The sequence below is a fragment of the Cocleimonas flava genome (genome assembly GCF_004339015.1).
GTDB classification, from domain to species: Bacteria; Pseudomonadota; Gammaproteobacteria; order Thiotrichales; family Thiotrichaceae; genus Cocleimonas; species Cocleimonas flava.
In genome coordinates, this window is sequence record NZ_SMFQ01000002.1 from 42,161 (window position 1) to 62,693 (window position 20,533).

The 20,533-nt window shown below is 41.2% G+C and carries 15 protein-coding genes; 10 read left to right on the forward strand and 5 right to left on the reverse strand.

What is annotated here, in order from left to right:
* Nucleotides 1–67 precede the first annotated feature (67 nt).
* From secD to EV695_RS00245, 7 genes are all read left to right on the forward strand, one after another.
* Nucleotides 68–1,933: a protein translocase subunit SecD gene (gene secD / locus EV695_RS00215; RefSeq protein ID WP_207906905.1), complete on the forward strand. Its 1,866-nt coding sequence runs from the start codon at nucleotides 68–70 to the stop codon at nucleotides 1,931–1,933.
* Nucleotides 1,934–1,945: 12 nt separating this feature from the next.
* Nucleotides 1,946–2,884, forward strand: coding sequence for a protein translocase subunit SecF (gene secF, locus EV695_RS00220; RefSeq protein ID WP_131903899.1), 939 nt, complete (start codon nucleotides 1,946–1,948; stop codon nucleotides 2,882–2,884).
* A gap of 224 nt (nucleotides 2,885–3,108) precedes the next feature.
* A complete protein-coding gene (locus tag EV695_RS00225; protein ID WP_131903901.1) occupies nucleotides 3,109–4,485 on the forward strand; it encodes a cache domain-containing protein in 1,377 nt (458 codons plus the stop codon).
* Nucleotides 4,482–5,144, forward strand: a complete 663-nt coding sequence (locus EV695_RS00230; RefSeq protein WP_131903903.1) for a response regulator transcription factor — start codon at nucleotides 4,482–4,484, stop codon at nucleotides 5,142–5,144. Before EV695_RS00225 ends, EV695_RS00230 begins: the two co-directional genes overlap by 4 nt.
* 244 nt (nucleotides 5,145–5,388) lie before the next feature.
* Nucleotides 5,389–6,489, forward strand: coding sequence for a TRAP transporter substrate-binding protein (locus EV695_RS00235; RefSeq protein WP_131903905.1), 1,101 nt, complete (start codon nucleotides 5,389–5,391; stop codon nucleotides 6,487–6,489).
* Nucleotides 6,490–6,666: 177 nt separating this feature from the next.
* Nucleotides 6,667–7,701: a TRAP transporter small permease subunit gene (locus tag EV695_RS00240; RefSeq protein WP_207906906.1), complete on the forward strand. Its 1,035-nt coding sequence runs from the start codon at nucleotides 6,667–6,669 to the stop codon at nucleotides 7,699–7,701.
* On the forward strand, nucleotides 7,701–10,373 hold the full coding sequence (locus EV695_RS00245) for an SLC13 family permease (RefSeq protein ID WP_131903907.1): 2,673 nt from the start codon (nucleotides 7,701–7,703) through the stop codon (nucleotides 10,371–10,373). Before EV695_RS00240 ends, EV695_RS00245 begins: the two co-directional genes overlap by 1 nt.
* Before the next feature lie 205 nt (nucleotides 10,374–10,578).
* Here the strand turns inward: EV695_RS00245 and EV695_RS00250 are convergent, their stop codons facing one another.
* From EV695_RS00250 to mrcB, 5 genes are all read right to left on the reverse strand, one after another.
* Nucleotides 10,579–11,451, reverse strand: a complete 873-nt coding sequence (locus EV695_RS00250) for an MBL fold metallo-hydrolase (protein ID WP_131903909.1) — start codon at nucleotides 11,449–11,451, stop codon at nucleotides 10,579–10,581.
* A gap of 286 nt (nucleotides 11,452–11,737) precedes the next feature.
* Nucleotides 11,738–12,520 (reverse strand): tRNA (adenosine(37)-N6)-threonylcarbamoyltransferase complex dimerization subunit type 1 TsaB, encoded by a 783-nt coding sequence (tsaB, locus tag EV695_RS00255; RefSeq protein WP_131903911.1) that lies wholly within the window; start codon nucleotides 12,518–12,520, stop codon nucleotides 11,738–11,740.
* Nucleotides 12,513–14,504 carry a DNA repair helicase YoaA gene (yoaA, locus tag EV695_RS00260; protein ID WP_131903913.1) on the reverse strand — a complete coding sequence of 664 codons (1,992 nt, stop codon included), beginning with the start codon at nucleotides 14,502–14,504 and terminating at the stop codon, nucleotides 12,513–12,515. Before yoaA ends, tsaB begins: the two co-directional genes overlap by 8 nt.
* Before the next feature lies 1 nt (nucleotide 14,505).
* Nucleotides 14,506–15,285, reverse strand: coding sequence for a tetratricopeptide repeat protein (locus tag EV695_RS00265; protein WP_131903915.1), 780 nt, complete (start codon nucleotides 15,283–15,285; stop codon nucleotides 14,506–14,508).
* Nucleotides 15,286–15,515: 230 nt separating this feature from the next.
* On the reverse strand, nucleotides 15,516–18,224 hold the full coding sequence (gene mrcB / locus EV695_RS00270) for a penicillin-binding protein 1B (protein ID WP_131903917.1): 2,709 nt from the start codon (nucleotides 18,222–18,224) through the stop codon (nucleotides 15,516–15,518).
* 403 nt (nucleotides 18,225–18,627) lie between these two features.
* Between mrcB and EV695_RS00275 the strand changes: the two genes are divergently transcribed.
* From EV695_RS00275 to EV695_RS00285, 3 genes are all read left to right on the forward strand, one after another.
* Nucleotides 18,628–19,290: a C40 family peptidase gene (locus EV695_RS00275; RefSeq protein WP_131903919.1), complete on the forward strand. Its 663-nt coding sequence runs from the start codon at nucleotides 18,628–18,630 to the stop codon at nucleotides 19,288–19,290.
* 293 nt (nucleotides 19,291–19,583) lie between these two features.
* On the forward strand, nucleotides 19,584–20,015 hold the full coding sequence (lysM, locus tag EV695_RS00280; RefSeq protein WP_131903921.1) for a peptidoglycan-binding protein LysM: 432 nt from the start codon (nucleotides 19,584–19,586) through the stop codon (nucleotides 20,013–20,015).
* A 71-nt stretch (nucleotides 20,016–20,086) separates the two neighbouring features.
* Nucleotides 20,087–20,530, forward strand: coding sequence for a YidB family protein (locus EV695_RS00285; protein WP_131903923.1), 444 nt, complete (start codon nucleotides 20,087–20,089; stop codon nucleotides 20,528–20,530).
* Nucleotides 20,531–20,533: the final 3 nt, after the last annotated feature.

The window sequence follows — 20,533 nt, forward strand, 5'->3', positions numbered from 1 at the left end:
TCATGTCTTAGTTCTAAGCATGGGGGTTATTTACTTATAACGTTACAAACACACCGGGTTAATAATAATGAACCGCTATCCAATGTGGAAATACATCATAATTATTGTCGTAATGCTGGGAGGTCTTATCCTCGCATTGCCCAATATTTATCCCTCTCAACCTGCCGTTCAGGTTACTTCTAGCTCTCCAGATTTTCCTCTTGATGCTTCCGTCCTTCAACAAATCAAAGACACACTGACTGAAAATGGTATCGCTGTTGAAGACACTCAATCAATAGATAACAGCAAAGCTTTGATTCGTTTTGATTCGCCAGATACGCAACTTGCAGCAGCTGATGCCATCAAAACCAGCCTAGGCAGCAAATACAATACAGCATTGAATCTTGCCCCTGCGACACCTAACTGGCTAAGAAGCCTCAAACCTATGAATCTAGGTCTGGACTTACGTGGTGGTGTTCACTTCCTGATGGAAGTTGACATGAAATCTGCCATTGATAAATCTCTTACTCGCCACAGTGAAGAATTCAGAACTTTTTTACGTGAAAAGAAAATCAGTTATCTGGGTGTAAAACGTGTTGCTGATGACTTAATAATCCAATTTAAGACAGCAGAGCTTAGAGATCAGGCAAGACGTGAAATAAGAGGCGAATACCGCAACGAAATTGATTTTGAAGATGAAGAGACCGCCAAAGGTGCTGCTTTAAAAGCGACACTAACGCAAAATAACATCAACAACACCAAGCGTTTTGCCCTACAACAAAACATTACTACCTTGCGTAAGCGTGTGAATGAATTGGGTGTTAGTGAACCAATCATTCAACAACAAGGACTTGAAAGAATTGTTGTGCAATTACCTGGTGTTCAAGACCCGTCAGTGGCGAAGGAAATTCTTGGAACTACAGCAACACTTGAATTTCGTTTAGTCGACGAGGGTAATGACCCCTACTCTGCACAAGCTTCTGGTCGTATCCCTGTTGGCGATAAATTATTTGTTGAAAGAAACGGTAACCCTATCCTGCTAAAAAGCAGAGTGATGTTGACAGGTGATTATATTACCGATGCTTCTTCAGGTTTCGATCAACGTGATCAACGCCCTTCAGTTACGATCGTTCTTGATGGCAAAGGCGCTAAGTTATTTGCTAAATCGACAGGTGCTAATGTTCAGAAACTAATGGGCGTGGTTTTCATCGAACATAAAACAGTTGTTACCAAACAAGATGACGGCACTTTCACTAAGAACACCAAAGTTTCCAGAGAAGTAATCAATGTTGCTCGTATTCAAGAGCAACTCAGCAAACGCTTTCAGATCACTGGATTAGATACCCCTCAAGAAGCATACAACCTTGCTCTACTTCTTCGTGCTGGAGCACTTGCGGCGCCCGTTTATATCGTAGAAGAACGCACCATTGGTCCAAGCCTTGGTGCTGATAATATTTCAGCAGGCTTTAAATCGGTAATCATTGGTTTCGTGCTTGTATTGATCTTTATGGCATTCTATTACCGAGTATTTGGTTTGGTAGCGAATCTGGCGTTAACACTCAATCTGGTTTTGATTGTTGCTGCACTATCAATGCTACAGGCTACTCTAACCTTACCGGGTATAGCAGGTATCGTACTGACCGTAGGTATGGCGGTTGATGCGAACGTACTGATTTATGAACGGATAAAGGAAGAGCTGCGCAATGGTTTGACGCCTCAGGCTGCGATTCAATCGGGCTATGAGAAAGCATTCTCGACCATCGCCGATGCTAATATCACAACCTTGATTGCCGCAATTGTACTCTATGGCATGGGAACAGGACCTATAAAAGGCTTCGCAATAACGCTGGCAATAGGTATTGTCTCTTCAATGTTTACCGCAATCATGGGCACTCGTTCAGTGATTAACTTAATTTACGGCGGTAAGAAACGTCTTAAGAAGCTGCATATTTAGGAGCTATCAATAATGAATACAAAAACTAAAAAGTTAATCAATTTCACGGGCAAACGCAAAATTGCCATGATTTTCTCCGCTATTTTAATGATTGCTTCAATAGGCTCATTAATTGTCAATGGCTTAAACCTGGGTGTTGATTTCACCGGCGGTACAGTCATTGAAGTTGGTTACAAGGAAGCAGCTGATGTCGACAAGATCCGTGAATCATTAACCGCGGCAAACTTTGATGCTTCAGTGCAACACTTTGGTACAGCGAAAGATGTATTGATTCGAATAGCACCACACGAAGGTGAAGACCGAGCGAAAATCGGCGATGCTGTTTTTGCAATCCTAAAAAGCACCAATGCTGATGTAGAGTTGCGACGCGTAGAGTTTGTTGGTCCACAAATCGGTGATGAGCTACGTGACGATGGTGGCACAGCAATGCTTCTGGCTTTAGCTGGCATTCTAATATACGTAACCTTGCGTTTTGAATTCCGTTTTTCAGTGGGAGCAATCGTCGCTCTGATACACGACGTAGTTATCACCGTCGGGATATTTTCAATCACCCGAATTGAGTTTGATTTGACCATACTAGCGGCCATACTGGCGATTATCGGTTACTCCCTCAACGATACTATCGTAGTGTTTGACCGAGTCAGGGAAAATTTCCTTAAACTCCGAAAAGCTACGGCAGAAGAGTCGATTAATACATCTATTAACCAGACGCTTTCCCGTACAATAGTGACTTCATTAACTACATTATTGGTGTTAACCGCATTATTTTACTTCGGTGGTAAAATCATTCACGGTTTTTCACTCGCCATGATTATTGGTGTAATTGTTGGTACTTACTCTTCAATTTTTGTGGCAAGCAGTTCATTGTTAATGATGGGAATTACCCGTGAAGCGCTTTTACCACCTGAAAAAGAAGCTGATGACCAGGAAGAATTACCTGATATGCCTTAAAGCTTGTCGTGTCATTTAAGGCTGATTTAGCTTATACACTAAATTAGTCTACACACTATAAAAAGGCAGGTTTACTCAACCTGCCTTTTTTGTGCCAATTCAACACAGAAAAAGTGAATTAAAGACTAAAATAAGGTCACCCCCCTACTTTGGGGCATTTTTTATATTAAAACTTTATTTTATTTAACTGCAACGAAACCATTAGATACGCTATAAATACGAATATGTTTGCTGCCTTGCCTTATAAATTTAAAATAGCGTTACTTACGTTAATTCCTCTGATTATTGCTATTTCAGGGATAGCGCTGGCCACAGCTCACCAGACAAAACTACTCGCCAGCACTCAGGCAGAAACGTTTGAACAAGAGTTATTGAACACCAAGAAGAATGAACTTAAAAACTATATGGAACTCGCCTATACAGCGATCATCAATGTTTATGAGAATCCTAATGTAGCAAAAAAACATGCCCAGCAAGAAGTGTATGACATCCTCAAAAACATGGAATATGGTGAAGATGGTTACTTTTTTGTTTATGACTATAACGGGGTCAATATCGTTCATTCTAGAAAACCAGAACTTGAAGGCAAAAACCTTTTTAATTTCAAAGATGACAATGGCAAATTACTGATTCAGGAATTAATCCAAAATGCCAAACAAGGCGGCGGCTTTACACACTATCTCTGGGACAAACCTTCAGGCGGAAAATCTGTTGAAAAGCTCAGTTATTCTATTGGCTTAGATAAGTGGCAATGGATGGTGGGAACCGGACTTTACATCGACGACATCGAAAAAGGCGTGTTTGGCATAAAAGACAAAGCCAATAACACAAACAAGAAGACGCTATTGCTTACCTCCATCATAGCGATTATCGCCACCTTACTGACTTCACTCATTGGCTTTTTGATCAACCTGTCAGAGGGCAAACTCGCCACCCAGAAAATGCGCGATCTAACCAATAAAACGGTTAACTTTCAGGAAGACGAAAGAAAACGGGTATCACGCGAATTGCATGATGGCATCAATCAATTATTAGTTTCTGTCAGATATAAACTCGATACAGCCAAAAGCAAATTACTAAAACCGAACAGTGAGACCGAAAACACCGCAAATATTATTGATGAAGCAGATGAAATTCTGAATACTGGAATTCAGGAAGTACGAAGAATATCGCGCGATCTTCGCCCTAGCCTGTTAGATGATCTTGGACTGGACTCAGCGATCAAAAGTTTACTTTCAGACTTTTCAGAACGCACCAATATCATTGTCGACTACAAAAACAATGCCACCAACACAAGACTACCTCAGGAAATAGAAACAGCCTTTTATAGAATCATCCAGGAAGCTGTCACCAACATAGAAAAACATGCCCTTTCTGCTAAACATGTTACCCTTAAGATCGATAAGAAAAGAGCCTCTATTCATTTGAGTATCAGCAATGATGGCATAGGATTTGATAAACAAACGCTGGAACAGACAAATCCCGAGCGCGGCCTTGGTTTACGCAATATGGTCGATCGAACTGAATTACTTGAAGGCTTTCTAACCGTTAATTCGTCCATTGATAAGGGCACAACAGTTATCGTACACATTCCATTATGAACACTTTACTTAAAAACAACACTGAACTTACAGATAGCCAAACTGGCACAATAACCGTGGTACTTGCTGACGATCATCCTTTGGTACAGGATGGTATTAAAACGCGTTTTGAAGACGTTGAGGATATCGACGTGATTGGGGTTGCAGCTACCGGACAAGAATTACTCGATATAACGGATGCACTAAAACCTGATGTAATCATCACGGATATAAGCATGCCTAATATTAATGGCTTAGAAGCCACACGCCTTTTATCTAACTCTCACCCCGATATAAAAGTACTCATCTTAACCATGCACGACAATAAAGAGTACATGCAAAATGCTATCGACTCAGGCGCAAAAGGCTACATATTAAAAGACCAGCCCGCAGCTGATATGATCGATGCAGTAAGGACAATACATCAAGGCGGAACTCACTTCTGTTCTAACGCTGCAAATATTCTGGATAATAAAGATAACGCTGCAATCAAACTCACCAAACGTGAACAAGCTATATTGATAGAACTGTTAAATGGCTTAAACAATAAACACATTGCCGAGAAACTCTCCATCAGTTTGCGCACAGTAGAATGCCATCGTGGCAATATCTATAGAAAACTAGATACACACTCGATCGCAGGATTAATTCGCTATGCGAAAAAGCATGGTTACATTTAATTGCGCGAATCTGTTGATCACCCCCCTACTTACGGGCACTTTTTTAGGTTTTCTAACAACTTAAAAGAATTTTAGTTGTATTTTTACGTAATTTTACCGATGCATGGTCTTCATTCTTAAGCTAGTCTTATGGACGTGATTAATCACACTAAGAAGTCTTGCCTGTAAATAACGGAAACCACAGTTATTCGGTAGGCCTCTATAAATATAAAGAAGATCTAACCCATAACAGAGGATATTATAAATGGATAGACGTAAAGTACTTAAAGGTGCCATAGCCGGTGCAGCAACAGCTGCAGCAGCGACAGTCGCAGCACCAGCAGTGGCAGCCAGCCATAGCAAAAAAATGAAAATCAACATGGTTTCAACTTGGCCACGTGACTTCCCTGGTTTAGGTACAGGTGCACAACGTTTCGCAGAAAGACTCACCAAAATTAGTGGTGGTAGCATGGAAGTTAAATACTATGCTGCTGGAGAGCGCGTTAAAGCGTTTGACTCGTTTGATGAAGTTGCTTCGGGCAACTCACAAATTTACCACGGTGCAGAATACTACTGGAAAGGAAAACACCCAGGATTTGCATACTTCACATCTGTTCCATTTGGATTAACATACACTGAGATGAATGCTTGGATTCGCTATGGTGGCGGACAAGAGCTATGGGACAAACTCGCAGGCGAATACGGTCTAAAAGGACTTATGTGTGGTAACACTGGTGTTCAAATGGGCGGTTGGTTCCGTAAAGAAATGAACTCTGCAGAAGACTTCAAAGGCCTTAAAATGCGTATGCCAGGACTTGGTGGAGACGTTTTATCCAAGTTAGGTGCTTCTCCAGTTACTTTACCTGGTGGACAGATCTACGAAAACCTTGTATCTGGAGCAATTGATGCAACAGAGTGGGTTGGTCCTTGGAATGATAAGATCATGAAGTTCTACGAAGCAGCAAAATACTACTACTACCCAGGCATGCACGAGCCGGGCGCTATGCTTTCAATCGGCATGAACAAAAAGTGGTGGGATAGCTTGACTGAAGCTCAACAAGGTATGGTTGAAGCAGCAGCATCTACTGAAAATGACGTAATGATGTCTGAATACAACGCTAAAAATGGTGAAGCATTAGCATCGTTATTAAAAGAGCACGGTGTAAAACTTCGCGCATTCAGTGATGACATCTATGACAGTTTCGGTGAAGCAGCGGATAAAGTATTTGACGATGTTCAAAAACACAGTCCACTAGCTAAAGAAATTCATGAGAGCTTCATAGCAGCACGTACCAATGTTGGTGCATGGGCCAAGATTTCTGATCAGGCTTATGTTCAGCAACGTAACAGAGTTTTGGGTCTCTAGTACTCCGACACTCAACCAGAAACGGAACCTTGTGGTTCCGTTTCTGTTCAAAATTAACCATAATTTGGTTTTCTTAAACTACTACCTTTAACAAAGAAATTCTTAATAAGACTACTGTTCTTGTTAATTACTGGTGGTTTAATAAAATTAATTTCACCTGCTAAGGAAAGGACTCTAATGGATTCAGCTTCTAGTTTATCTGATCAACAGACATCTATAGCTACCCACGCATCATCGCGAAGTTTTATCAGAATTTTTGCGCGGATTTTAGTGGCTACGGTACTGCTTTATTTATTGAGTCGTTTTCTGATTTATTGGCATGACTGGCCTCCGTTGACCGAAACCCTTCATTCCTTTATGGGAGGCGAAGCACTTGAATCGTCGAGGCTATATAAAGGCATTGCGTTACTGCTTATATATATCGCCACATTCGTTTTGATTACTTTTTCGATTAAACGTTCTCCAGAAAAGACGCTCTCTTCTGATGCAGAGCGTTATAAAGAGCTATCTTATTTCATTGTTAGAGCTGCATTCTGGGCGGTGTTCTTTATTGGCCTGACAGATGCTGTCATTTCATTTTTACGCGTAGAAGAAATTCTCATTCCTATCGTTGGTGCAGAAACTGCGCAAATGCTCGATCAATCTACACAACGTGGACTCTATGTTCACTACCCATTACTGGTTTTAGCCATTGTGGTTGCATGGTTCAGTAAATCATTAGGCTTTTACTGGCTCGCTTTTCTGGTTGTTTTAGCCGAGTTCACCATCGTAATTACACGCTTTGTTTTCTCTTACGAACAAGCTTTCATGGGTGATTTAGTCAGATTCTGGTATGCGGCATTCTTCCTTTTTGCTAGTGCTTATACATTGGTTGAAGGCGGCCATGTTCGTGTTGATGTATTTTATGCACGCGTTACCAATAGAAAGAAGGCATGGGTAAATGCCTTGGGATCTTTGATCCTCGGATTGCCTGTTTGCTGGACGATACTACACTACGGCCTTGGGAGTCGTCAGAGTAGCTTAATCGCTCCTATACTTAGTTTTGAAACCTCACCTAGTGGCTATGGTATGTATGTGAAATATTTAATGGCTGCATTTCTCGTTGTATTTGCTGTCTCGATGGCACTTATTTTTATCAGTTATTTTCTAAAGAATTGTGCTTTTCTATTTAAAGAAGCAGATGCAGAGCTACCTAGTGGAGGAGAGCACTAATGGAATTACTCTTTTTAGGTCTATTATTCTTTTTGATGATATGGGCATTATCATCAGGTTTCCCCGTTGCATTTGCACTTCCAGGTTCTGCCATTATCTCGGTAGGTTTAGCAGCACTTACAGGTTATCTCTTTACAGGTGACCCAAGCTCCTATTTTGCTGAAGGTAGCCCTTCTCAATGGCTAAGTGCTGGTGTGACTAACTTTAGAAGCCTCTATTGGATTGTTGAACGAGACACGCTGATTGCGATTCCATTATTCATTTTCATGGGGATAATGCTGCAGCGCTCAAAAATCGCTGAAGATCTACTCGTAGCTATGGCGCAACTATTCGGTCCTCTTCCGGGTGGATTGGGAATCTCTGTTGTTTTTGTTGGTGCTCTATTAGCAGCAACAACTGGCATTGTTGGAGCGACAGTTATCGCCATGGGTCTAATCTCCCTGCCCGCAATGCTGCGCAATAATTATTCGAAGTCACTGGCAACGGGAACGATTTGTGCCTCCGGAACCTTAGGGCAGATAATTCCCCCCTCGATTGTATTAATCATACTCGCTGATCAGTTATCAAATGCAGCTGATCAAGCAAGCACAATGAGAAAGACCCTCTACAAAGAAGCTACGGGTGAATTTAATATGCCTTCGCATCTAGATGTAGTCTCGGCTAGTGCGGGCGATATGTTCATGGGTGCACTAATCCCCGGAATGATCCTTGTTGGTTTGTATATGCTCTACATCCTTATTTACGCATGGATAAAACCAGAAGCAGCTCCACCTGTTCCTTATGACGGTGAGTACGACAAATCCTTTTTACTAAATATCTTGCTTGCACTTGTTCCTCCTCTAACTCTAATTTTTATCGTTTTAGGATCAATCATTCTTGGTGTTGCCACCGTGAATCAGGCAGGAGCCATCGGTGCCATCGGCGCCATGGTGATGGCAGGCTATAGACTACATACAGGCAGTAAATCGACAAGATATATCCCTGCTTTTATGACGCTGTTTGCCATCTTTGCAATAGGGTTCCTTTCAAATACCTATGACTTGAATGTAAGAAGCATCAACAGTCCTGAGCAATTCTTTGGTATTAAGCTCGCTATTGGAGCAGTCGCTATACTTGTAATAGCTATCGGCTGGAGCGCGTTGAGAGCCTTTAAAATCGACGACACACTTAAGAGTGTCATGATTGATACCGCTAAAATGACATCAATGGTGTTTGTTATCCTGATTGGTGCAGCGATGCTTACATCAGCCTTCCGTGGCTTTGGCGGTGAAGAAATAGTTAAACATTTCTTAACGACTTTACCGGGTGGTTTCTGGACTCAGTTCATTGTCGTAATGCTAGTAATCTTCTTACTAGGGTTCTTCCTCGACTTCATCGAAATTGCAGTAGTAGTTGTACCAATAGTTGCCCCAATATTGCTTGCTAACCCAGAAGCTAACGTAACTGCAGTATGGCTTGGTGTCATGATAGGTTTAAATATCCAGACCTCCTTCTTAACACCACCGTTCGGCTTCGCCCTATTCTACTTACGTGGTGTCGCCGATAAAATAGTGAAAACAACAGATATCTATAAAGGTGCATCTGCCTTTATTCTGTTGCAATTACTCGGATTAGTTATCGTTGGTTTGTACCCAAGCTTGGTAAACTACCTACCAAACCGTACACACTTACTTTCAGAAACTGCTCCTCCGCCGATGAATCCTAAGCTACAGTTTTGTCTTGAAGACTATGTCCAAGAGCAATACGCAAATAATAGCGACGAGATCAAGGCGAGCATCAAACAGGCACAAACATTGGATGTAAGTTACTTACCAAAGAAACTGGCTACCCAATTTACTGAAAGTACAGAGAGTGCCTTGAAAGGATTAGAGTTAGCCAATGTCATTGCTGAAGAAAAGTCGAAAATAGAGGAATTTTCAGTAGCCTATAAACCACTGCAACAGCAAGTGAGTTATATTAATTCTGACGTCAAAAAATTAGCTAACGAAATCGAATCTATACAAGACGAACTTGATGATTTGAGTGAAGATAGTCCTGATATTGATAGCTTCAAGGAAAAAATCAGCAACCTGACTAAAGAAAAGGCCGAGCTTGAGGCTTCTGTTCCAGAGCAATGGAGCAAGGAAAATGCCAGTTACAAAGAACTTGATAAGGCATTAAAGAAATCACGTAGACAGTACAACACTAGCGTGGATTCTGCTTATGAGCCACTTCAAGAGCTTTCTCAAATCATTGCATCAAAAGACTTACTTGCTGATGCAGGGGATAGTATGAATTCACTTGGAGATAGCATTACATCTAATGATGCAGACAAAATTGTTGAAGATGTAAAAGCACTGGAAAGACAGTTTAATAAGGTTAAAGGCTCTGGGGCCATCAAAACCAAACTGGCAAAAACCAGACGTGCTTTTAAGAAAGTGGAAGATGAAACGGCGCTCAACGAAGCTCGAAATAAAGCACTCGTATTTTACAATGAAGCTAAAGAAATTTACGCAAGTGAGATCAAATGGCGCAATAGAGCTGCTACTGATCTAGTGCCTGATTTAGAAACCTATAAAACAGCACTTTCCAAGAATATCGGATTGCGTTTGCAGCCAAGGTTTACAGATCCACAGGCGAAAGAAATGGCAGCATGTTTATCGCATCATCGAAATCTATCGCTTGAGTTTTAGGAGCCAACGACTCTCTATAAAAGAAATGGAATAGAAAATCCCCCTATAAGTAGGGGGGTGTCAATTTTGTATCTTTATTGAATTCGGGCTTTAGAAATAGAGCCCGAATTTGAATTTAGTAAGCTTGAATCTGAATATAACTAAAGAATCTAAATATAACTAAAGATAGAACGCTAAGCAGTAGCCAGCTCAGCATACGAAAAAATCAGGCACACGCTACAGCTGAGTTTACGCCTTCCATAACTGCATATTCGTCACCTTCTCTTGCCATATATACCTGACATTCTGAATTTTGTGACTTCACCCACGCTTTACTATCAATCAATATCTGATCTAACTGCTCATCCGTTCTTGATGGATCATGATGAAATAATATTAAATTAGAAACATTTGCATCTACAGCAAGTTGCAATGTCTGGGAAATTAACGAATGTCCCCAGCCGTGTGTTTTTTGTAATTCATCATCCAAATACATAGCGTCATGAATCAAATAATCCACACCCTGAAAGAAATCAACCCAATCTTGATAATTAGTATCTGGCTCATTAGGCGGAAAAAGCTCGTTATCAGTCGCATACGCCATACTACCTTCAGGCATATCTAAACGATAAGCAGAACCACCACCAGGGTGATTCAATGATTTGGTTTTAACTTGCGTTTTCCCAATCAACAACATGCTATTAATGACGGATAAAACTTTTACTTTAGCCTCTAACCTGTCGCTAGGTACAGGAAAGTGAGGATCAGTCATCTGAGTTAATACAGTATGGGTTTGTTCATCCTGCATGTGTGCAGCTAATAAGTGAATCGTTTGATCAGGCTGATAGGCCGGTAGAAAAAAAGGAAAACCTTGAATATGATCCCAATGATAATGGCTAAAAAACAAATGAATATCTTCTTTAGAAGACTTCTCCATCAACTCATCGCCCAGAATTTTTATTCCAGTCCCAGCATCTAATACGAAATGAGAACCATCATCGGACTTAACAGATACGCACGCAGTATTTCCGCCATACCTAATAGTATTGGGTCCGGGTGTAGCTATTGATCCTCTAACTCCGTAAAATTTAATTTTCATATATTTTTATACTTAAATGTCCAAACTAGAAATGTAACTGACTTAATTATTTTGCTTTAAAATAGCGTGATAATTAAAAAAGCTATTTAAATTTAGATAGAAATATGCGTTCAAAAGTTCATTTTAATTATTATTAGTTCTAAATCAGAAAGTTGATATTTCGTTCTTTTTAGCCAAAAATCTAAATCATTTAAAAATTCGATATCCAACATGATCTCAAATAATCTAAAACTTGGATATTACCCATTCAGGTTAGAATTTTAAGATACTGTATTATAAGAATAATTTATTGTTTGCTCGATTTTTTCGCTACATTGTTACGAATATATACGGGTTGTGCATCTTCAATTGCGACTGTTCTTTGTTGCAAAAACTCTATCATCGCAAGGCGAGCAATCTCCGTAGCACAAGGAAAAGCATTCTCGATGATCGTTAAACTTTGCTCAGAGTTTTTAACAGAACCATCCAATGTTTCCAATGTATATGCATCCCAGGCTGAACCGATACCTAGAAAATGTTTGCCCTCAAAACTGTCAATATACTCCCCAATCTCAACCATTTTTGTGACTTTTTCATCATTTATGAGAATTAATTCACTTTTTTGGAATTCAAAAGCCCCCCAATAGACTTCATCCATTCGCGCATCAAGCCCGACAAGAATTGTTTCACCCGAATATTTTTGTTGTCTGTCCTGTAATGCGGATACAGACTGAAGTGCCAAGGCAGATAAAGTAGAAACAGGAATCACAGGTTTATCTATAGAAAGCGCCAAACCCTGAGAGATACCTGCTGCAATGCGCAAGCCGGTGAAAGCTCCTGGGCCACGACCAAATGCAATTGCATCGATATCATCCATGGTACACCCCCCTACTTTCAGCACTTCTTCTATCATTGGCAGAATTAGCTTGGTGTGTTCTCGAGGGGCAAGTTTAAATTGCGAGAATATTTTAGGCTCTGCACCCTTTCGCTCTGCAGTGTTAACATCTGTATCAGTTGAATTATCTTCAAAGCTGATCAAAGCAGCGGAACAAGCTTCTGTAGCAGTTTCTATAGCGAGTATATTAGGCATCGGCAGTTTTACCCTTATCCAGATCTTCGCCTTTAGGCGATTCAGTCTGGAGTTTTTTAGTTTTTAGGTGTTCGAAAAAGCGCTCAACCACTTCTAGCTTACTGGTTCTAGGGACTCTCGGCATGCTTTCCAGAAACGTATTTCCATAAGATTTAGTTCGTAAACGCGGATCACAGATCATCAGCAAACCGGTATCGTTATCATCGCGAATAAGACGACCTACACCCTGTTTAAGCGCAATTACTGCTTGCGGTAGCTGATATTCAAAGAAAGGATTACCACCGGCCTCACGAATACTTTTGATACGCGCTTCAAGAACCGGATCACCCGGTGATGCAAACGGAAGCTTATCAATAATAACACAGCTTAACGCTTCCCCTCTGACATCAACGCCTTCCCAGAAACTACTGGTTCCCAGTAAAACGGCATTACCCAATTTACGGAAATTATCGATCATGTCGCCTTGTGATGAATCACCCTGTACCAGAATGGGATAATCGATTTCACCTCGCAACAGTTCCGCGGCTTCGTTGAGTGCCCGGTAACTGGTGAACAACATAAATGTTCGACCACCACTCGCTTTAATAACAGGGATAGCTGCTTCAACTAACGCAGGCACAAATTCTGCATTTTGCGGTTCAGGAATATTCGGTGGCGCATAAAGCAAGGAATTGTGCCAATAGTCAAATGGACTATCGAGCAATAATTCCTTCGGTGATTCCATGCCAATGCGCTGGGTAAAATGATCGAACGATTTTCCGACAGCGATGGTTGCTGAGGTTAAAATCCAGGCGCACGGCCAACTTTCTAAATGTTTTTTAAACGTATCTGCAATATCTAAAGGTGTTGAAACCAGTGAAAAGGATCTAGTATAGGTTTCATACCATTGAACGGTATTAGCTTTTGGATCATTTAAATTACGTAAACGTTCTACCTGAATTTGTATGCGCTCGTAACAAGACTCAAGTCCTTTGCTACGCTCAGCCGCAATTTTTAACTGACTATACAAGGAATCGAGTATTTCACTTAAATGCGCAATCTCTTTTTCGATAGCTGGTTTCGTTTTTATTTTATACCACGGCTCACGCAGACCCGGTTTATCCATCGCTAAACGTAAGTCTAATACGCACTTTTCCAATTCACGCAAATCATCGCGTAAATCCGTCATATCTGCAGCACCACTAAGAACCTCAGCGAGGGTATCCCGGCCTAATTCAATTAATTGGCGACTACTTAATGTTTCACTAAAAAACGTAGAAGCAACTTCAGGGAGTTGATGTGCCTCATCCAGAATAACCGCATTTGCACTCGGCAATAATTCGCCAAAACCCTCTTCCTTTAAGGCTAAATCAGCAAAAAATAAATGATGATTAACGACGACAACATCGGCTTCTTGCGCTTCTCTTCGGGCTTTAACCACAAAGCAGCTGTCGTAGTCCTCACAATCTGTGCCTAGACAATTATCTGCAGTTGAAGTGACTTGCTGCCAGACTTCAGCATCTCTGGGAACGCTATTAAGTTCTCCAATATCACCAGAATAGGTCATGACTTCCCAGTCAGCAATTCGCTGCAAATGAGAAATGGTACGGCGATCATCAAATTGACCTTCCGACTGAGCACGCCCCAAGCGATACCGACACAGATAATTTGCGCGCCCTTTTAGTAGTGCGATTTGAGTATCAGTTTTTAAGGCATTTTTAACGACGGGCAAATCTTTGGCAAAAAGTTGGTCTTGTAAGGTTTTGGTCCCTGTTGAAACAATAATTCGACCACCGGAAGCTATCGCCGGCACCAAATACGCAAAGGTTTTACCAACACCTGTTCCCGCCTCGATAACCGCAGCAGAATGGTTTTGAATCGCTTCGCCAACCGCTTCCATCATTTGCTGTTGTTGATCACGTACCTGAAAACCTGGTATGGCGGCTGCTAGCGGCCCATCATCACTTAGCAGTTTTTTCCAGTCATCATCTAAGTCAATTCCCATATCAAGGATTTAACTTGATGTAATCAAGCGCTTCTTTGATAGCAGTGGCGTTACCTGATTTCTCACCTGCTTTTTTAATTAATGCCCAGTTTTGCGCAATCAAATTATCATCGTTTGAATAACGATTAGATTTTTTAGCCATGGTGATAGCCTGTGTGTAGTCGTTATCTGAGTAATGCGCTTTTGACAGTAAATGCCATAACTCTGGATTCTGAGATTCTATGCGTAAACCTCTTTCCAGTTTACTCACCGCTGAGCTATTTTTGCCTATTGCCAAATCTGCGCGTGCACCTACCATTAGTGACTTAACCGCAGGTGAGCTACTCGAAGAAGTATCAGCAGCCTCCTCTTTCTCTGGACTAGGATTTTCTACCGTAGATGTAATACTCAAAGAATTACTCTCAGGTACCGTTGCATAAGGATCGATATCAACCGTAGCCTGCTCTTTAGCTTGTTTTTGCAAAAGTTCCTTTGCCTGCATTCTTTCCTCGGCTGTAATGACTTTAACCTGAGGTTTGACCACTTTTGCAACGGGCGCTTTTTGCACACGCGTCACTTTTTTCGGCTGCGTATAGCGAGGATTATTGACTTGCTGTCGTTTAACTTCAGGAATTTTGGGTAAAGCTCGAGCCTGAGGTTGTGGTGACTGAAACGAATCGACAACCGAACACCCCGTCACACTCATGAGCAATAATGCCAATCCTACACATTTTACTTTATGGGTAAATTGAAAAATGAACTGATAATTAGATGGATTATTGTATTGAGGAAATGTGTTCATGTTGCTTATGCTTTCTCTGGTTTTCATTTTCAGTAAATACAGGGGGCTGTAAATACGGGTTTTATAAGGCTTGTAAGAATTATCTTGATCCACCCCCCTACTTTGGGGGCTTTTTTATTTCCAATTTTTGTTGGAAAAAACACGCTATAAGTAGGGGGGTGTACTTAAATAGAATGAATCAGCGCGGAGTATATTACCAGAAGCTCAATAAGCAACCAATATATGACAGCTTATAACTGACCACTCCAAATCGGACCATCATCAACAGGTGCTTGTTGTTTTTGTTTATCACTCCATTGAATGGCTTTTTTCTTTGCCAATCCATTACCAGACAAATTCATTTGATCGGTCTGATTTCTATTTTGACGATTTTGATTATTAGGTGCTCTATTCGCACTATTGTTGCCTTGCCAAACAGGTGCACCTGCTGAATTATTTGTAGACTCGCTACTAATTTCATACTGTATTTCAGGAACGCATTCACTGATTTCGTTAGGCTCTGTTCCCGCAAAGAAAGGCACTGTATGAGATTTCCCACACGATGGATTAAAAATCAGACCCGTAACCGTATCAACCTTCATAAACTTAATACCTTTAGGTCTAACTGGCTTAAATGGTTTAGTCGGAATCTCTTTCATGAAATCAGCCCATACGCGTAATGCGCCAGCAGCCCCTGTGAAACCCGTAGGCTTGTTGTCATCCCGTCCGACCCAGACAGACACCACGTGTTGGCCCGTGAACCCAGCGTACCAACTATCTACATTTTTATTAGTTGTGCCTGTTTTACCCGCAGAATTTTTCCAAGCAGGCAAGGCATGACTTAAGTAACGTGCCGTGCCTTCTTTGGTGACTTTATTCATAGCGTAAGTTAACAAATAAACCGATTCTTCTTTGGCAACCTGTCGAACTTTTAGTGGATAACTCTTGAGCGTTTCACCGTATGAATTCATCACACTTCGGATTGCCTTTAACGGCGTATAACTTCCACCAGCTGCCAATGTTTGATAAATCTGTTGCACTTCCATCGGCGTTAACTGCAAAGCGCCCAACAATAAAGAGGGGTTCTCTGTCACCTCATGATTTAAACCCAGATTATGCAAGGTACGAATAACTTGCTCCAGACCTAAGGTGATGCCAATACGCACCGTTGGCGTATTTAGGGATTTAACCAAACCTTCTTCAAATGGAACAATGCCTAAATCTTTTCCGCTATAGTTTTTCGGTTTCCAGGTTTTTGTTTTGGATAAACGAACTGTCACAGGACCTGCATCAACCGGACTCGCCAAGGTATATTCACCTGACTCAATTGCAGACAGGTAAACCACCGGCTTAATCAACGAGCCGATTTGACGTGAAGCACTTAAAGCACGGTTATAACCGGCAAAACGTGCATCACGACCACCCACCACAGCCAATACTTCACTGCCCTGAGCGCTACTAACCACCATCGCACCATTGAGTTTATCTTTCTCCATGCGCTTGGATTTTTCGAGCTGCTCGATACGTTTCTTTAATACCTTTTCAGCGGTGATTTGAACGATAGGATCCATCGAAGTAAAGATCAGTAATCCTTCGGAATTCAAATCTTTCTCGTTGTAATCTCTTTGTAATTGCTTACGTACCAGTTCCAAATAAGAAGGAAAAGGACTCACACTCGGTGGCGCAAAGGTATTCACTCCCAAAGGCTTTTTCTTAAGAACAGCGACTTTCTCTTCTTCCAGAACGCCTTCCCTCGCCATCACATCCAACACTAGGTTACGACGTTCCATTGCTCTTTTAGGATGAGATCTTGGATTGTAAACCGATGGACCTTTTGCCAATCCAATTAATAGTGCGACCTGTTCTGTGCTTAATTCACTAATTGGTTTATTGAAATAAAACTGAGACGCTAAACCGAAACCATGTATCGCACGTTTACCGTTTTGCCCCAGATAAATCTCATTCAAATAGGCTTCGAGAATTTCATCTTTATCGTAATGCACCTCAAGCAGCATCGCCATGATGGCTTCTTGCGCTTTACGCTTATAACTTTTTTCGCTGGTTAAAAAGAAGTTTTTCACCAACTGTTGCGTCAGCGTACTTGCACCCTGAACTCTTCGACCTGCTTCAGCATTAGCCAAGACAGCACGAACAATAGATTTTGGATTAACCCCAAAGTGATCGTAAAATTTCTTATCTTCAACAGCAACCAGACCTTTTGCCAGTAGCGGTGTGACGTCATCCAGCTTTACCAAAACGCGGTCTTCATTATGCTGTGGATAGAAATTACCAATTAAAACAGGCTCGAGTCGCATTAGGGTTAATGGCTCATTGCTTTCTGTATTTGATAGTTTGACGATCTTATCTTTTTTAATCTGGATACTGATTCTACGTGAAATTTCCTGATCCTGAGCAAACTTAAAACCACGCGTTTGAATAGAGAACAGTCCTTTTTTATCTTTGGTGAATTGTCCCGTACCGACCAGATGAGTGACATAGCTGTAACCCAGCAATTGAAGTTCTTTCTGTAGATTTTCCGGCTTTAAACTCTGACCTTCGTAAATTTCCAATGGTCTTGCAAAAACTCGTGCTGGCAATGCCCAACGCTTACCTTCAAACTGCGATCGAACCAGTTCATCCTGTTGTAAAACATAGGCTGCAGTCAGTAATGAACCTATCACAATACCGATTAAAATAGCAATTCTGGATACGCGCCATAAACCTTTAAATACGCCTAAGATAATGCCGAATACCGTACGTTTTCTGGGTGGAACAGCTTGTTCTGTTAAATCAGCGTCTTCTTCTGCCAACGCAAGTGGCTCAAGGTCATCATGCTCAGTGCTGTTATCAACGTCCACAGTGTTTTCGACGTCCACAGCATCATCTGCGGAATCGGTAACAATATCTGAAACCTCGGAGAGGTTTAATGTATCAAATGGTTTGTCTTTATTGTCTGACAAAGGAAAGCCCCGGAAATATGACTAATAGCTTATGACTGTTTTCAGTTTGTTAAGTTCTAAACTAAACCCTGAAGCAGTTTTCTAATTAGTGTTATGGATTCTACAATAATTTACACATCACTGTATGAGATTATGTTTAAGTTAATTTAATAACCACACTTAAGATTCTCTCAAAAACGCACTGTTACTCATTATTTATTAATTACTAGGTTCAAATCATCAAAAATTCATAATGATTAGCAAGCTTAAAATCAATTAAGTTCATTTTGATTCAGCATACAGTAACCATTGACCAAGTACTCTTATCATCTTTAATGGTCTCTAATTCATTTACTGAGACTCATTCTTCCTTTCTTATGTGCATTTTATGTGCACAGAAAAATGATAATAAGAGTAAATAGCAATGAAGAAATTAAGCGCCCTGTTAAGCTTAATCGTTTTAACCCAATTAATATCAGCCTGTTCTCAGGGTCGATATACCCATTACCAACAGCCCCAGCGCAATCAACAACAGGCAGCCGTGCAACAACAAAGCGCACAGCAACAAAGAGCACAGCAACAAGGGCAACGCTACTCACAACAATCACCATCCCGAAGACAGGTGCAAAACTCTGCACCACAGTCATCTTCACAGCAGGCATCACGCCCTCAGTTTTCACAGCAGACTCAACAGTCAGCTGTTTATGATGTTAATCCTGCCCGCAACAGAATGGTGCAAATTGCAACAAGCGCCATAGGAACCCGCTATAAGTGGGGGGGTGACTCACCACAAAAAGGGTTCGATTGCAGTGGACTCATGACGTATGTTCATAAGAATGCCTTAGGAATGAATATTCCAAGAACCACTGCAAACCAAAGAGACCGCAGCCGCACCATTCCTTACCAGCAATTACAACCCGGCGATATGCTATTTTTTAAGACCGGCGCCAGAACCAATCATGTTGGCGTTTACATAGGCAACCGTAAATTTGTGCATGCACCCTCAAGCGGAAAACGCGTCACTGTCGCTTCTATGGATAACGCCTATTGGCACAAACGCTTTGTTAAGTTTGGCTCATTTCTTTAAAAGCCAAATATTGTGCTGATTACGTTTAGCTGATCATATCTAATTGTGCGTTAAGTATTGGCACCCCCCTACTTTGGGGCACTTTTTTTGAATTCGTTTATACGCTGGCACTATCTTGCCCAGCTATGTTGCCTAGTAAAATTGCCTAGCTATGCTGCCTAACGTGTTGCCAACAAGGATTTAATTCAATCACCTTGAAATACATGAATATAACCCTATGATAGCTGTGTAATTCTGATAAATATAAACTATCATTAGAATTCACAAATTAATTAAATCAAAGGAGATTTACAATGGGTCTATTAAGCTTTGCCAAGAATATTGGTAAGAAAATTTTTGGCAGCGAAGATGAAGCGCCAGAAAAATTAAAAAAACATATCGAAGAAGATAACCCTGGTATTAGCAACCTTGAAGTCGACGTTAAAGACGGAGTCGCAACAATCAAAGGCGAAACAGATGACCCCAGCGCACTGGAAAAAGTCATTCTAATGGCCGGTAATGCTTTAGGCATCGAAGAAGTTCACGCCGATGAAGTCACTGCTCCAGCTCAAACTGTTACTGTTGAATATTACGAAGTTAAGAAAGGCGATAGCCTTTGGAAAATAGCCCAGAATGCTTATGGAGACGGTAACCGTCACCCTGAAATTTTTGAAGCTAACAAAGAAGTCATCCAAAACCCTGATCTTATATTCCCGGGTCAAATGCTACGTATTCCTCAAGACTAATTGAACCTAAATTCAACAAGTAACACTTATATTTGTTGAAACAAGTATTAATTAATCTAAAGGATAATATTATGGACATGGGCGATCTTTTAAAAATGGGTGCTTCGGCATTTATGAATAGCCAACGTAGTGGTGAAGCAGGCAGTGGCCTTGATCTTGGATCTTTAACTTCTGCACTTTCTGGCCTTACTGGCGATAGTGAAGAAGGCGGATTAGACATCGGCTCTCTGCTTGGCAAAATGCAAAGCGGCGGAATGGCTGAGATGGCTGCTTCTTTCCTTGGAGATGGCGAAAATCAGGAAATGGCAGATAGCGATGTAACTGATCTTTTCGGTGCTGACAAAATCTCTGAATTTGCATCACAGTTAGGTATGAGCGAGACAGAAGCTGTCGGCGGATTACGCGATGCGATGCCACAGATGATGGATCAGGCAAGTAGCGGCGGATCACTTCTCGATTCAATCGGTGGAATCAGCGGCGCTATTGGTCTTGCTGGTAAATTATTCGGAAGATAATTC

Bases quoted from the DNA above. Each gene is read 5' to 3' on its own strand.
- secD (WP_207906905.1), top strand. From the start codon at position 68: ATGAACCGCTATCCAATGTGGAAATACATCATAATTATTGTCGTAATG.
- secF (WP_131903899.1), top strand. From the start codon at position 1,946: ATGAATACAAAAACTAAAAAGTTAATCAATTTCACGGGCAAACGCAAA.
- EV695_RS00225 (WP_131903901.1), top strand. From the start codon at position 3,109: ATGTTTGCTGCCTTGCCTTATAAATTTAAAATAGCGTTACTTACGTTA.
- EV695_RS00230 (WP_131903903.1), top strand. From the start codon at position 4,482: ATGAACACTTTACTTAAAAACAACACTGAACTTACAGATAGCCAAACT.
- EV695_RS00235 (WP_131903905.1), top strand. From the start codon at position 5,389: ATGGATAGACGTAAAGTACTTAAAGGTGCCATAGCCGGTGCAGCAACA.
- EV695_RS00240 (WP_207906906.1), top strand. From the start codon at position 6,667: ATGGATTCAGCTTCTAGTTTATCTGATCAACAGACATCTATAGCTACC.
- EV695_RS00245 (WP_131903907.1), top strand. From the start codon at position 7,701: ATGGAATTACTCTTTTTAGGTCTATTATTCTTTTTGATGATATGGGCA.
- EV695_RS00250 (WP_131903909.1), bottom strand. From the start codon at position 11,451: ATGAAAATTAAATTTTACGGAGTTAGAGGATCAATAGCTACACCCGGA.
- tsaB (WP_131903911.1), bottom strand. From the start codon at position 12,520: ATGCCTAATATACTCGCTATAGAAACTGCTACAGAAGCTTGTTCCGCT.
- yoaA (WP_131903913.1), bottom strand. From the start codon at position 14,504: ATGGGAATTGACTTAGATGATGACTGGAAAAAACTGCTAAGTGATGAT.
- EV695_RS00265 (WP_131903915.1), bottom strand. From the start codon at position 15,285: ATGAACACATTTCCTCAATACAATAATCCATCTAATTATCAGTTCATT.
- EV695_RS00275 (WP_131903919.1), top strand. From the start codon at position 18,628: ATGAAGAAATTAAGCGCCCTGTTAAGCTTAATCGTTTTAACCCAATTA.
- lysM (WP_131903921.1), top strand. From the start codon at position 19,584: ATGGGTCTATTAAGCTTTGCCAAGAATATTGGTAAGAAAATTTTTGGC.
- EV695_RS00285 (WP_131903923.1), top strand. From the start codon at position 20,087: ATGGACATGGGCGATCTTTTAAAAATGGGTGCTTCGGCATTTATGAAT.